This window comes from Fontibacillus panacisegetis, assembly GCF_900102215.1.
Lineage (GTDB): Bacteria > Bacillota > Bacilli > Paenibacillales > Paenibacillaceae > Fontibacillus > Fontibacillus panacisegetis.
Window position 1 is genome coordinate 390,079 of record NZ_FNBG01000001.1, and the last position, 13,647, is coordinate 403,725.

Annotated in this window: 12 protein-coding genes; 1 reads left to right on the forward strand and 11 read right to left on the reverse strand. The window is 43.7% G+C overall.

Going from position 1 to position 13,647, the window contains the following annotated elements; translation table 11 throughout:
- Window positions 1–16: 16 nt before the first annotated feature.
- Genes BLS49_RS01860 through dpsA form a run of 3 tightly spaced genes read right to left on the reverse strand, consistent with a single transcriptional unit; the run spans window position 17 to window position 2,585 of the window.
- The gene (locus BLS49_RS01860; protein WP_091226226.1) at window positions 17–1,048 is read right to left on the reverse strand and encodes an aspartate-semialdehyde dehydrogenase; all 1,032 of its coding nucleotides are present in this window, start codon (window positions 1,046–1,048) and stop codon (window positions 17–19) included.
- Between the two features lie 50 nt (window positions 1,049–1,098).
- Window positions 1,099–1,689, reverse strand: coding sequence for a dipicolinate synthase subunit B (locus BLS49_RS01865; protein ID WP_091226228.1), 591 nt, complete (start codon window positions 1,687–1,689; stop codon window positions 1,099–1,101).
- Window positions 1,686–2,585, reverse strand: coding sequence for a dipicolinate synthase subunit DpsA (dpsA, locus tag BLS49_RS01870; protein WP_091226229.1), 900 nt, complete (start codon window positions 2,583–2,585; stop codon window positions 1,686–1,688). Before dpsA ends, BLS49_RS01865 begins: the two co-directional genes overlap by 4 nt.
- Before the next feature lie 168 nt (window positions 2,586–2,753).
- Here dpsA and BLS49_RS01875 point away from each other — a divergent pair, with 168 nt between their 5' ends.
- A complete protein-coding gene (locus tag BLS49_RS01875; RefSeq protein WP_091226231.1) occupies window positions 2,754–4,178 on the forward strand; it encodes a S41 family peptidase in 1,425 nt (474 codons plus the stop codon).
- A gap of 101 nt (window positions 4,179–4,279) precedes the next feature.
- Here BLS49_RS01875 and BLS49_RS01880 read toward each other — a convergent pair whose 3' ends face one another.
- The 8 genes from BLS49_RS01880 to BLS49_RS01915 form a co-directional block, all read right to left on the reverse strand.
- Window positions 4,280–5,578 carry an MFS transporter gene (locus BLS49_RS01880; RefSeq protein WP_091226232.1) on the reverse strand — a complete coding sequence of 433 codons (1,299 nt, stop codon included), beginning with the start codon at window positions 5,576–5,578 and terminating at the stop codon, window positions 4,280–4,282.
- A gap of 85 nt (window positions 5,579–5,663) precedes the next feature.
- Window positions 5,664–6,827, reverse strand: a complete 1,164-nt coding sequence (locus BLS49_RS25480; RefSeq protein ID WP_091226234.1) for a winged helix-turn-helix domain-containing protein — start codon at window positions 6,825–6,827, stop codon at window positions 5,664–5,666.
- A gap of 130 nt (window positions 6,828–6,957) precedes the next feature.
- Entirely contained in the window at window positions 6,958–7,407 is a 450-nt protein-coding gene (dut, locus tag BLS49_RS01890; protein ID WP_091226236.1) for a dUTP diphosphatase, read from the reverse strand.
- Window positions 7,397–8,650: a M16 family metallopeptidase gene (locus BLS49_RS01895; protein ID WP_091226237.1), complete on the reverse strand. Its 1,254-nt coding sequence runs from the start codon at window positions 8,648–8,650 to the stop codon at window positions 7,397–7,399. The genes dut and BLS49_RS01895 overlap by 11 nt, the downstream gene beginning before the upstream one ends.
- Before the next feature lie 89 nt (window positions 8,651–8,739).
- A complete protein-coding gene (locus tag BLS49_RS01900; protein WP_091226239.1) occupies window positions 8,740–9,720 on the reverse strand; it encodes a polysaccharide deacetylase family protein in 981 nt (326 codons plus the stop codon).
- Window positions 9,721–9,888: 168 nt separating this feature from the next.
- Window positions 9,889–11,982: a polyribonucleotide nucleotidyltransferase gene (pnp, locus tag BLS49_RS01905; RefSeq protein WP_091226240.1), complete on the reverse strand. Its 2,094-nt coding sequence runs from the start codon at window positions 11,980–11,982 to the stop codon at window positions 9,889–9,891.
- 245 nt (window positions 11,983–12,227) lie between these two features.
- Window positions 12,228–12,497, reverse strand: coding sequence for a 30S ribosomal protein S15 (gene rpsO, locus BLS49_RS01910; protein ID WP_044478403.1), 270 nt, complete (start codon window positions 12,495–12,497; stop codon window positions 12,228–12,230).
- 183 nt (window positions 12,498–12,680) lie between these two features.
- Complete coding sequence (locus BLS49_RS01915) at window positions 12,681–13,628, reverse strand: bifunctional riboflavin kinase/FAD synthetase (RefSeq protein WP_091226241.1); 948 nt, start codon at window positions 13,626–13,628, stop codon at window positions 12,681–12,683.
- Window positions 13,629–13,647: the final 19 nt, after the last annotated feature.

The window sequence follows — 13,647 nt, forward strand, 5'->3', positions numbered from 1 at the left end:
TGCTATTATTTTGGCATTACCCTTGTTTCGCAATAATCTCAGCAATTTGCACTGCATTCCACGCTGCGCCTTTAAGAAGATTATCCGAGACGATCCACATGTTCAGGCCGCGTTTGTTTCCGAGATCACGACGCAGTCGACCAACGAAAACATCCTCTTTACCAGCAGCTTCAGTTGCAAGCGGATATGATTGCGAAGCAGGATCATCTACCAGAGTTATACCTGGAGCATCTGCGAGAAGACTTCTTACTTCTTCCAGTTCGTAGTCATTTTTAAATTCAACGTAGACAGATTCAGAATGGCCGTATACGACAGGGATACGAACACAAGTTGCCGTTACTTCAATAGAATCATCGCCGAAAATTTTCTTGGTTTCACGGACCATCTTCATTTCTTCCAATGTATATCCATTATCCTGGAATTTATCGATCTGAGGAATAGCGTTAAATGCGATTTGATGTTTCACAGGTAAGGACCCAACTGGCAAAATATCCGGTTTTGGATCGTTTCCTTCAAGCACTTCCTTGCTTTGACGCAACATTTCGTTAATCGCTTTAGCACCAGCGCCAGATACGGCTTGATAGGTAGATACAATAATCCGGGAAATTCCAAAACGATCATACAGCGGCTTAAGAGCAGCAACCATTTGAATCGTTGAACAGTTAGGATTTGCAATAATGCCCTGATGCTTGCTGATCATGTCTGCGTTAACCTCTGGTACTACAAGTGGAGCAGTCGGCTCCATACGGAAAGCATTAGTGTTGTCAATAACTACCGCTCCATGACGCACAGCATGTGGGGCAAGCTCTTTACTTACATCTCCACCTGCACTAAACAATGCGATGTCAATGCCTTCAAAGCTGTCCGGACCAGCTTCCTCAACGGTAATTTCCTGTCCCTTGAAACGAAGAACGGTTCCTGCTGAACGAGCCGAAGATAACAGCTTCAGCTTATCTACTGGAAAGTCTCTCTTCTCCAATAATCTGATAATTTGCTCTCCAACAGCTCCCGTCGCTCCTACAACGGCGACATTAAATTTCGTTTTCATCTGGTACGTCTCCCCTTCTCTAATCAATACTATTTATAATGAATGAATTATTACCGAAATCGTTCTATAATCAGCGGCTGCAATTGCTTACCTTCAAGTGCCGCGTAACAAGCTTCAGGAACAAGCTCCATTCGTGCAACAAGTGAATTTGGTTTATCAACCGGATTATCCTGACCAAAAGGTACAAAAAAGATATTTTTTGCTACTATCAATTTTGCGATATTTGCTAAATTAAAGCCTAACCCATCATTCGTCGATACTGCAACAACGAGCGGCCGGCCGTTACGCATTTGCGCTTTGGCTGCCATTAGCACCGGACTGTCTGTCACAGCATTGGCTAATTTGCTTGTCGTTGTTCCTGTGCAAGGTGCAATCACAAGCACATCAAGCAGTTTTTTGGGTCCTAATGGCTCCGCGTCGACAATTGAAGAAATGATATCACTACCTGTAATATCTTTCAACTGTTTTTGCCAATCTTCTGATTTGCCAAATCTGGTATCCGTCGTCATCACTGACTGAGAAATAATCGGCACCACTTTGGCGCCATCATCTACAAACCGCTTGATCTGCGGAATAATTTCTGCAAAAGTACAATGCGATCCCGTTACGGCGTAACCTACAGTTTTCCCATGCCAATTCACTCTTCATCCCCCCGTAAATGGAACTCATCCAAAATCGACTGACACAACGTATTCGCTATAATGATTCCAGCCGTTTTGGGAGCAACTATTCCAGGTAAACCGGGTGCGAGCAGAGCCTTGATTCCACGTTTCTCAGCAAAACGGAAATCAGTTCCGCCAGGAGCCGAGGCCAAATCGATAATAACTGCCTTCCGGGGTAATTTAGAGATGATTTGTGCTGTGATTATCATAGTCGGTATTGTATTAAAAATCAAGTCAATATCCCCCGTATTAGCGCTCAAATCCGTTGTTTTGAAAGGCTTCCAGCTCATTTCTACCGCTCTGGCGACATCGGCTTCTCTACGTACTCCAACCTGAACATTCGCTCCCAATCCCTGCAGCGTTTTCGCCAAAGTAAAACCCGTCCGGCCGATCCCCAGCACGATACAGGAAGAACCGTGGATCGTAATATCGGTATTCTGTATTGCCATCATTACAGCACCTTCGGCAGTAGGAATTGAATTGTAGATAGCCACATCATCTCGATCCAGCAACTCGATCAATCTAAAACCGTACTCCGCACTCATTCGCTTCAAAAAGCTTTTAGCCATGCCCGTATACACCAGTGTGCCTTCACGAATGGCTGCAAATGTCTCTTGCTTCATGGCCACTTCTGCCTTCGAAAACGGCGCTGCGATCAAACCTTGATCGTCACAGCCTATCACGGGCAGAACGATCACATCTGCTTCACCCAGCAATTCTGGGCTCAGCGTATCATTTATTGCTCCTTGAGGTGGAGATTCAAGTTTGTCAAAACCTACGATTCGAACCGAAGCATCCAGTTCTACGCATTTATTGATAACCTCCAACTGGCGGGCATCTCCGCCAAGGAACACGATTGTAAGTCCTGTAAGCATCAGGCGTCGGCACTCCTTCCAGGCAATTCAGTATAGAGCATCTTATGCTGTTGCCTACAAAGTGGTGAAACCCTGAGTCTGCTTTTCCCGTGCGTTTTTTTATAGTAAGCAAGCTGAATTCATACTAGAATATTACAATTACTACTAGCTAAGGAGCTTGACTCTATTATGAAAAAAACAATGATTGCAGCAACCATACTTATCACACTTGTAGTTGCCTGCGTATTGTTCAATCAATTTTACGCGGCTCAAAACAATGACTCGCCTCCTTTGCCGGACAACGAGTCCCCTAATACTGCAATGTCATCTGATCCTGTTGATGATTCGGAAACCAGTTTGAGTGTTCAGGAAATGAGAGCTGATCTCGATTATTTAGTGACAACATTGGAGCAGGTCCATCCTTCCTTAATCAATGGGTGGAATAAAGAACAGCAGGAGGCAATTGACACTGTGTACAATCAATTAAATGCGCCTCTGACAAAGGATCAATTTTATTATTATGCCATCGAGATCATCACTTTACTGCAAGATGCTCATAGCTTTATAAGTCCATACAGCAATTCCACAAAATCATTGAGTATGTCCGTATATTGGACAGAAGAAGGTCCTGTGGTTCTCAACTCCACTCTTAATTTGCAGCGTGGAGATTTACTAATAAGTCTGGGAGGCTTAAAAAGTCAGGAGCTGGTTAGCGAACTGAAAAAAGTAATCTCGGCCGAAAATGAAGAGTGGGTAAAAATGCGCGGATCAGGTGTCATGATAACCGATTCGTTTCTGAAGCATTTAAACCTCGTAAAAGAGGATACTGTAGAAATTTCCGTGAAGCGTAATGGTGAAATCCTGTCGTTCAATCTCCCGTTTAACAAAAAAAATGTTCAAGAATCAATGAACACACCCTTTGATACAGGAAACGGTAATTATAGCTACACGATTAATAAGGACCTCTCACTCGGAATTTTACAAATTAACGCTTGTATATTTGACGAAGAATACAAAAACACTTTGCAAAATTTCTTCGCCGAAGTGAACCAGCTAAAGGTTAATCATGTAGCGGTAGACTTACGGAACAACACCGGAGGAGATTCAAGGGTCATTGATGAATTTCTGAGATATGTGAATGTCGATAAATTCACTACATTTTCGGGATTAGTCCGCTTTTCACCACAAGCTAAAGAGCTTAGGAATGGGGACTTGTCTAGCGGCTTTGAAAGATTCCCGTCAGCTGAAATGAAAAATACGAATCAAGTCAGCTCCGCCTTCTCGGGCAAGCTTTATGCTCTGACGTCGGCTAAAACGTTCAGTTCAGGCAATATGTTCGCTGTTATGCTTCAAGATAATAAAATAGGTACAATTATTGGAGAGCCTACAGGTAATCAGCCATCAGCCTATGGAGACATACTAGAATTTTCACTCCCTCATTCACAATTTCAATTTTCTTTATCTTATAAGCAGTTCCTCCGTCCAAATGAAAAGCTAAACGAGCAGCTCACGTTAGAACCGGATATCCCGGTCTATACAACTCGTCAGGATATTATTGATGGTCGCGATGCTCAATTAAGTAAGCTGGAAGAAATGATCAAAACAGAACAATAGACACGAGGAAAAATGGATCTGATAAAAGAGAAACGGCGGTACAAGGAAGCTTATCCTTGCACCGCCGTTTCCAGCTTCTGATCGAGTCGCTTTATGACCTATTAAACCAGCTCTTTTACTTGACCAGAGGCGCTATCGCCATTCCGTGTTTTGGATGCCGGCCACAGCAATTTTCCAAACAAGATTCCGATCAGACCAATGACAAGAATCACTAGACCAAAACTCAGGAAGGTACGTGCAGGTCCAACAGCTTGTACCGTAAGTCCGCCAAGGAGTGGCGCCACAATCATGACTACACCTAAAATGGTACTCTGAATGCCAAAAACACGACCGATCAAATCAGGAGGCGTTTCTTTTTGCAGACAATAATTGAAAGTTACCATGTATATGCCGTTGCCTATTCCGAGCACAAAGCCTAATATCAGTACAGCGAGTACGGAACCATCTTGAGGGAGAAGTCCCAATCCCCCGATCGATACACCTATCAGTGCATAACCACTTCCTAACCTCCAGCCATACCTGACTTCACGATTCATTTTGTTGATAATAAGAATAATGATAATTGCACCTGCACCCGATGCTGCCACCATCCAACCAAGCAATGACTCCTGGTCTGGGGCAAGCTCACGAAAGAGACTGGTGAACTGAAAATCGATCATTTGAATGGCGAGTGCCCCGATTAATCCAAATATCATAGAAGACAACAGCAATCGACTGCATATTATGAAGCTCCAGCCTTCTTTCCATATAATAGACAATGATTCCTTTTGCTTTTCCGCACTCTTGGATGTCTTCTTCCCTTCTTCAACACTATTCACAGCTTCCTTTCCTACACTCCACAGCAGTAAATAAGAGCTTAATCTAAAACAAGCATTAAGTACAATGCACCATTGCGGCGACAGAAAAGACAAAGCGAGGCCACCTAATAAAGGACCCCCAATTTTAGATCCTTGATTCACGATGCCATTAAGTGAGGTCGCCTGAAGCAGTTGCTCCTCCTTGACAATGCTTCGTGTTAACGCCTGCTGAGCGGGTACGTTTAACGTAGAGATCGCCGCACGAACAATAAGGATTGGAAATAGCCAAACCATATTCGGAGCCAGCAATATCAACAATGTCAGAGCTGCCGTAAACAAATCACAAATACGCATCAGCTTTAACTTATTTAACCGATCAGCCGCGACACCAGCAACCGAACCGAGCAGAATACTAGGCAGTGCGTTAGCTATCGGAAGCAAAGCCAGCATCAACGGGCTGGCCTGCCAGCGATAGCCCACAAGCACCTGAATAGCCAATATATCGAACCAATCGCCAAAGGCAGCTGCAGTATAAGCGCTGTATACTCTCATGTAAACTTTATTACGAAGCAGACTTGATTTTGCTTGTTTTGAAGCTGTCATACACATTCCTCCATTTCACAGTTCGCAGTTAACTTGAGCTGATATAAACTGTAAAGGAGAAATGTCAGAGAATGATCAGAGGACATTAGACTCTATTGAGAATGTTATAAATGGTGTCTTCTAGCATTTTAAGCTTTTTTTTCAGACCAATTCGTTCCAGCTCTTCATCATAAATGTATGTATACTTCTGCTGCAGCTCTTTCTTGACAGGAAATTTCCCACAGTCAAAATAAAAGGAAATACGGCATAAAGCTAGCAGTTTCAACGGTATAAAGCCGGAATTATCCAGCACTTGAACCCCCTCGTCCAGCAGTTTCTCTCCTTCGTTCCACAGCTGACAATTTAACATCCACAGCCCCTTAACTATTTTGTAGCTTCCGGTCTCACGCAGATAGGGGGACGAAGACAATATATCTGCTTCAATAGCTTCCGCCATCTGTTCCAGCTCATGCTCCTCTGTCCCTGCAACCAAATGCACAAACATCTCTGTAATTGCCATTTGCGGAATAAAATAATCGTAACCCTGCTGCTTGATAACCTCGTAGCTTTTCTTCAAACGATCCAGAGCTTTATCCGTTTCTCCCGCCTGTGCATATAAATCAATTATATTGAGGAGCTCCATTTCTCTGTTCTGCTCAGCTGACATCAGTTTCTTCTCCAGCAATTGCTCACAAAGTATCAAACTATGCTCAGGTTTAACCAAATTAATGTAATATAATATCAGCCAATATAAGCGTTCCTCTATTGAAACCTCATTCGTATGCAGCAGCCAATCAATATCACCTTCTACAAAATGGACATAAACCGAATAGTACGGGTCAATTTTGAAACCAAGCACATCCTTTTGACGGGCAAGGGTGAGCATCGAACGACCTTGACCGTATCGGTGAAATTTCATAAATACATTGCGCATCGTCTCATGAAGCTCCGGGTCCTGCATAGTAGGGGTTGTTTCCTCAACACTTCTTGGATTTTGCAGAGCTAGACTATAGCCCAATCCGCGGATTGTTTTTATCTCCAGACCAGCATAAGGAGCAAGCTTCTTGCGCAGTCGATATATATGGTCATCTACCGTCCGATCGACCGGATATTCCAGCGGCCATACATGTTCCAGCAGTTGCTCTCTACTGAATATGCGGCCTCTGTGCTGATACAGAAATTGCAAAAGAGCAAACTCCTTTGGCAGCAGCTCTACCGTTATGCCTTCAGCAGTCACTTTGTATTCAATTTCAATGAATTCCAGTTGCATTCAGGTAAACCTTCTTTCCCATAAATCAGCTTCATCTTAACATTATACAGTCCATTATACAGTCAAAAAGAAAGAACTGCCCCTTAAGGTCAGTTAATGACCTTTTTGAGACAGTCCATTTAAATGTTCTTTACTTAGTACCCGTATGTCCGAACCCGCCAGCTCCGCGAATAGTTTCCGAAAGCTCATCCACCTGAATCAATTTAACCTCTGGGACGATCTGGAACACCATTTGGGCGATCCGTTCATTGCGAGTAATCTTGAACGGCTCTTGGCCAAGATTAATCAACAGCACCTTAATTTCTCCGCGATAATCCGCATCAATCGTTCCAGGCGTGTTCAGGCATGTAATCCCATGCTTGAATGCGAGGCCGCTGCGCGGTCGAATTTGCGCCTCTAAGCCTCCAGGCATTGCGATTGCTATACCTGTTGGTATCAACGTTCTCTGTCCGGGAGACAGTACTACATCTTCCGTCACCGCTGCATATAGATCAAAGCCGGATGCCAGCTCCGACATTTTACGCGGCAGTTCAATATCTTCATTTCCAGCTAAGCGATTAATTTGTACTTCAAATGACAAGTTCATCTCTCCTTATTCCCGATAACACACGATCCGATGAGCCTACCATGGCGAGAGAATACGGCTTCTTGAACATTTCCTTCAGAACAGCATTCACATCGTCCATCGTTACTTCTTCAATTCGGGCTATCATTTCATCAAGTGTATTGTGCCGACCCATCATCAGCTCATTTTTGCCTAAACGGTTCATTCGACTGCCTGTACTTTCCAGGCTTAAAATCAGGCTTCCTTTCAATTGCTCCTTACCCTTTGTAAGCTCACTCTCATTGATCCCGTTCACAGACACGTCATGAAGAATTTCTTTTGTTAAATTCAGCACTTCCTGAGTCTGCTTTGGTGCCGTTCCGGCATACACCGTAAACAAGCCACAATCCGCGTAGGAGCTATGATAAGAATAAACTGAATATGCCAGCCCTCTCTTCTCCCGTATCTCTTGGAACAGACGAGAGCTCATGCCACCGCCAAGCGTATTATTAAGCAATGTCATGGCATATTGATTGTCAGCACCAATCTGAAGGCCGGGAAAAGACAGGCAAATATGATTTTGCTCCGTCTTCTTGCGATAGTATTTCAGATCACCAAGGAAATCTGGAGCTACAATACTGCTCTGCTGTCCCTTGTTATTGAAATCACCAAAATACTTTTCCATCAACCCGATAATACTGTCATCGATGTTGCCAGCTACGCTGATCACCGTGTTTTCTACCGTGTAGTTCTGGCGCATATATTCCTGAAGGTGCTTCGGCTCCATAGTCTGAAGCAACTCCTCGGTTCCTAGTATCGGCTTAGCTAGCGCATGACTACCATACGCCGCCTCAGATACAAGGTCATGGACCATGTCATCAGGCGTATCTTCGTACATCGAAATCTCTTCCAAAATCACATTTTTCTCTTTACGCAGTTCTTCTGGATCAAAAAGAGATCGGAAAAACATATCAGACAGTACATCCACCGCAATTGGCAAATGCTCATCCAATACTTTTGCATAGAAACACGTATATTCTTTGGAAGTAAATGCATTGACGTTACCGCCAATTGCATCAAATTGCTCTGCTATTTCCTTCGCATTAAAACGTTCAGTTCCCTTAAACAGCATGTGTTCAATAAAATGGGAAATTCCACCTTGCTCAGGACTCTCATTCCGTGAGCCTGTCTTGACCCATATACCGAACGACACCGAACGGCAAGTCGGTATTTTCTCCATGACCACCCGAAGGCCGTTTTTCAACTGCACTTTTTTCACAACTGGCCCTCCCATAACTAAATCGAGTTCAAAAAGTCAGTACTATAAATGCAAGACTATCCTATCAAAAAAAAACAATTTCCTCAACTCTACGGTGTATTCACACGATTTGGCGATAACGTCTCATCCACTGTGCCTAAAATCAACCCTTTATTACGAATAGCAGTAATCATCCCTTTAAGTGCGTCACGGGAGGACGCCGTCGGATGCATCAGGATAAGAGAACCGGGTTCTACTTTCTTAGCAATTTTGCTCACAATTGAAGCAGCTGGCGGCTTCATCCAGTCTACCGTATCCAAAGTCCAAAGCACCGTTTTTAATCCTTGTTCAGCAGCCAGAATCACTGTCTTGTCATTAAAATCACCTGAAGGCGGGGCAAACCAACGATTCTCTACACCAAGCTTCTCTTTTAATAGATCCTTCGTTTTGGATATTTCCAGTCTAGCCCTTGTCGACTCAAGTTGACTCATATTGGGATGAGAATATGCATGATTCTCGATTTGATGACCTCGCTTTTGAATTTCTAAAGCCATTTCAGCGTTCTTTTTTAACCAGCTTCCATCGAGAAAAAAAGTTGCTTTCACCTTAGTCTCATCCAAAATATCAAGCATCGGAACGATGTATTCATTGCCCCAAGCTACATTAATCATAAAAGCTGCCATAGGTTTGTTTGGATTTCCGCGGTAGATGGGATGCGGGCCTAAATCATCAAGATTTACTTTGGGCTTAATTTCCCGATAGACATACTCAATAGCTGAACCTTCCGGTTTCAGACGTGCCTTTTGATATGTACTCTCCACATCAACCTCAAGTCCGTTATACCCTGGAATCGCCTTCCATACCCGATCAACTACCGCATCAATCGGCTCAATTCTAAGTTTTGCTGCCTCCTCCTGAATCATGGATAACAGCTTTTCTTCCCCCTTACTATCTGCGAACCATCCAAAGGCATCCTCACCAAATTCCTCAGCTCCCCTACCTTGAACAAATTCACGGATTCCCGTAAATTGGCCCAGCACTATGGCAATTAAAATGCATATTGAAACAACCGCAAATTTATTACGATTCATGAAGACTCATCCCTTCAGCGGGTTTTGTCCTCATCATATGTGAACAGGCTATCAATTATTCGGGAAGTGCATCTAAGTCACACAAAAATAAAAAAAGAGCCAGAATAATTTCATTCTGTCTCTTTTCCCGCGCTCATTAGATGTAAGGAAGAGTAAACAAGCTGATGTTTACTCTGTCTCCGCGGTCAGCACAGCTTTGCGGGAAAGATTGACCCGTCCCTGTTGGTCGATTTCAGTAACTTTAACAGTCACAGTATCACCGATCGCTACGACATCCTCTACTTTAGCAACCCGTTCAGTTGACAGCTGGGAAATGTGTACAAGACCATCTTTGCCTGGTAATATCTCAACGAATGCGCCAAATTTCTCGACTCGTTTTACAGTACCAACATAGATTTCACCTACTACGACTTCCTTGACGATTCCTTCGATAATAGAACGTGCCTTATTGTTCATCTCTTCATCTGTTGAAGCGATAAACACACGACCGTCCTGCTCTATATCAATCTTCACGCCAGTCTCTTCGATGATTTTGTTAATAATTTTGCCACCAGCACCAATTACATCGCGGATTTTGTCCGGGTTGATGTTCATGATAGTAATCTTAGGTGCATATTTAGACAAATGCTCTTTCGGCTTTTGGATACGCTCCATCATTTTAGACAGAATGAACATACGTCCTTCTTTTGCCTGTTCCAGCGCATCCGTCAAAATTTGGCGGTCAATACCATCAATTTTGATATCCATCTGGATTGCAGTTACGCCTTCGGATGTTCCGGCAACTTTAAAGTCCATATCACCAAGATGATCTTCCATACCTTGAATGTCTGTCAAAATCGAGACGTGCTCGTTGTCCTTGATCAGACCCATAGCTACACCAGCTACTGGAGCCTTGATCGGTACACCTGCATCCATCATAGCCAGCGTACTGGCACAAATACTTGCTTGTGAAGTCGAGCCGTTCGATTCCAATACTTCAGATACAAGACGAATCGTGTACGGAAATTCAGATTCCGGCGGAATGACTTTGGAGAGTGCTCTTTCTCCAAGTGCGCCATGTCCAATTTCACGGCGTCCAGGAGCACGAAGCGGACGCGCTTCACCTACGCTGAACGGAGGAAAGTTGTAATGATGCATAAATCGTTTGGATTCTTCGGGATGAATCCCGTCCAAAATTTGCACATCACCAAGCGCACCAAGTGTGCATACACTAAGTGCCTGTGTCTGACCACGTGTAAATAACCCAGAGCCATGTGTACGTGGCAAAAGGTTAATGTCACATTCAATTGGACGAATCTCATCGAGTTTTCGACCATCAGGACGAATTTTATCGTGAGTGATCAAGCGACGCACTTCTTCTTTTACGATGTCGTGCAGTACTTCCTTAACATCACTAAGCAGCTCCGGAGACTCTATGTATTTCTCCTCAAAATGAGCTACTGTCTCATCATTGATAGCATCGATTGCATCTTGACGAGCATGTTTTTCTGCAATTTTAACAGCTTCAACAAGACGAGCAGCTGCAAATTCGCGAACTTCACGGTTTACTTCTGAATCAACGGAGTGAAGGATAACCTCCATTTTCTCTTTACCAGCAATTGCAACGAGCTCTTCAATAACGGCAACGATCTTCTTGATTTCATCATGTCCAAACATGATCGCTTCAAGCATTACGTCTTCCGGAACTTCATTAGCTTCAGCCTCAACCATCATAATGGCGTCTTTCGTTCCAGCCACTACGACATAAATATCACTTGCTTCTTGCTGCGCAAGATCCGGGTTAATGACAAATTGACCGTTTACGCGTCCGACAGCTACGCCGCCAATCGGCCCGTTAAACGGTACGTCTGAAATACTCAATGCAGCCGAAGTGCCAATCATAGCGGCAATTTCCGGCGAACAGTCCTGATTCACACTCATAACCATGTTCACGATCTGCACATCATTACGAAAGCCCTCTGGAAATAAAGGACGAATCGGACGATCAGTAAGGCGGCTGGCGAGGATCGCTTTTTCACTAGGACGACCTTCTCTTTTAATAAATCCTCCAGGGATTTTACCAACAGCGTACAGCTTTTCTTCATAGTTCACGGTCAATGGGAAGAAGTCCAAATCCTTTGGACCCGGCGAAGCCGTTACTGTACATAATACAGACGTATCTCCGTACCGAACCATAACCGCTGCATTCGCCTGTTTAGCCAGACGACCGGTTTCCAGTATAAGAGGTCTTCCTCCTAACTGCATTTCTACATGTTTTTCCATGTGATCCCTCCTTGTTACCATTAAAAGTTCGGTACAAGTCTCATTATTTCCTGCTTTACCCCGATTCATAAAGCAAAGCTCACAATAAACTTGTCCCAATCACAACAAAAGCTCCTGACGGAGCTTATGTACGAAATTATAATTAAAGTATACTCCTGTTGCTAAAAAGCAACCTAGCAAGCGCTCCATCCGCTTCAACAGCGGATTAGGAGGTTACCAGGCTGCTTTAATACAACAAAGTCAAATTAACGACGCAATCCAAGTTTCTCAATCAAAGCGGAATAACGTCTAACGTCTTTGTTCTTCAAGTAAGCAAGCAACTTACGACGTTGACCAACCATTTTCAAGAGACCGCGACGAGAATGATGATCCTTCTTGTGCGTACGCAAGTGGTCTGTCAAGTTAACGATGTTTTCCGTAAGGATAGCAATTTGCACCTCTGGTGATCCTGTATCGGATTCATGAGTTTTGTGCTCTTCGATCAATTGTTGTTTACGTTCTTGAGTCAATGCCATCCTGTTCACCTCCTTTAATATAATCGCCATTAGCCTAGTAATGAGACGGTGAGATCAAATAACCAAGCTAAGGTTATATGTTATGGGACATATCAGAAAATATATCCACATACACAACGTTAATTAGTATAACATAACATTTAATTAAAAGTAAATGGGGGTTGTCCTTAATATACTCGTACTCTAATCTATAGGCTGAAGGAGTTCCCGCGCTGTCATAGCATCCTTTGTAATTTGTGATACTAATTCATCAATACCGTTAAACTTCCGCTCTTCCCTGATGAAATGAATAAGCTGTACTAACAAAATATCTCCGTATAAGTCCCCGCTATAATCCAGCAAATGTATTTCCAGGGTTGGATGGAGCACATTATCGTGGAATGTTGGCTTTACACCTACATTCATTACTCCTTGATGCCATGTTCCATTATGATTGGCTCTTACTGCATAAACCCCTTTTGCAGGTAATACATAATGCTCACTCGGCTCTACATTGGCTGTTGGAAATCCGATCTTCCGGCCCCGTTTTTCTCCATGCATTACAGTTCCCTTAAGTGTGTATGGGCGCCCCAGCCAGGAATTGGTCAGAGATACATCACCTTCCTGCAACGCCTTTCTAATTCCGGAGCTGCTTACCTTCTCGCCTTCAATAAGAAATGGCGGTACGGTATGTACATCCATCGTATTTTCACTTAATTCACGCAGCATTCCTGCATGACCTTCCCCACGGTAGCCAAAACGAAAATCAAAGCCAACTACAGCGGTTGTGGTACCAAGCGGAAGCAGCATCCCACTCACAAAGTTTTGTGGGCTCACTCTTGAGAATGCATCATTAAACTCTACAATATATAAATAATCTACACCCATCTCCCGAAGTATTTCCTCTTTCTCCTCCGGTGGAGTCAGGTAGCCTTCATAGTCACCTTTCTTCATCACTTCTTTGGGATGCGGATGAAAGGTCATGACGGAAGCGGGAAGCCCGACCTGCGCTGCGAGTCTTACAGCGGACTGTATGACACTGGCATGCCCCAAGTGCAGACCGTCAAACTGACCAATTGCCAGAACCTGCGGTCTGGCATAGTCTGTTATAATGTCCTCGGTTAAAGGATAAGTTAAGGTTATCGTTTCCACAATCGTCTCACCTGCAATA

Bases quoted from the DNA above. Each gene is read 5' to 3' on its own strand.
- dpsA (WP_091226229.1), bottom strand. From the start codon at position 2,585: ATGCTTACAGGACTTACAATCGTGTTCCTTGGCGGAGATGCCCGCCAG.
- BLS49_RS01900 (WP_091226239.1), bottom strand. From the start codon at position 9,720: ATGAATCGTAATAAATTTGCGGTTGTTTCAATATGCATTTTAATTGCC.
- BLS49_RS01875 (WP_091226231.1), top strand. From the start codon at position 2,754: ATGAAAAAAACAATGATTGCAGCAACCATACTTATCACACTTGTAGTT.
- BLS49_RS01860 (WP_091226226.1), bottom strand. From the start codon at position 1,048: ATGAAAACGAAATTTAATGTCGCCGTTGTAGGAGCGACGGGAGCTGTT.
- BLS49_RS01880 (WP_091226232.1), bottom strand. From the start codon at position 5,578: ATGACAGCTTCAAAACAAGCAAAATCAAGTCTGCTTCGTAATAAAGTT.
- BLS49_RS25480 (WP_091226234.1), bottom strand. From the start codon at position 6,827: ATGCAACTGGAATTCATTGAAATTGAATACAAAGTGACTGCTGAAGGC.
- rpsO (WP_044478403.1), bottom strand. From the start codon at position 12,497: ATGGCATTGACTCAAGAACGTAAACAACAATTGATCGAAGAGCACAAA.
- pnp (WP_091226240.1), bottom strand. From the start codon at position 11,982: ATGGAAAAACATGTAGAAATGCAGTTAGGAGGAAGACCTCTTATACTG.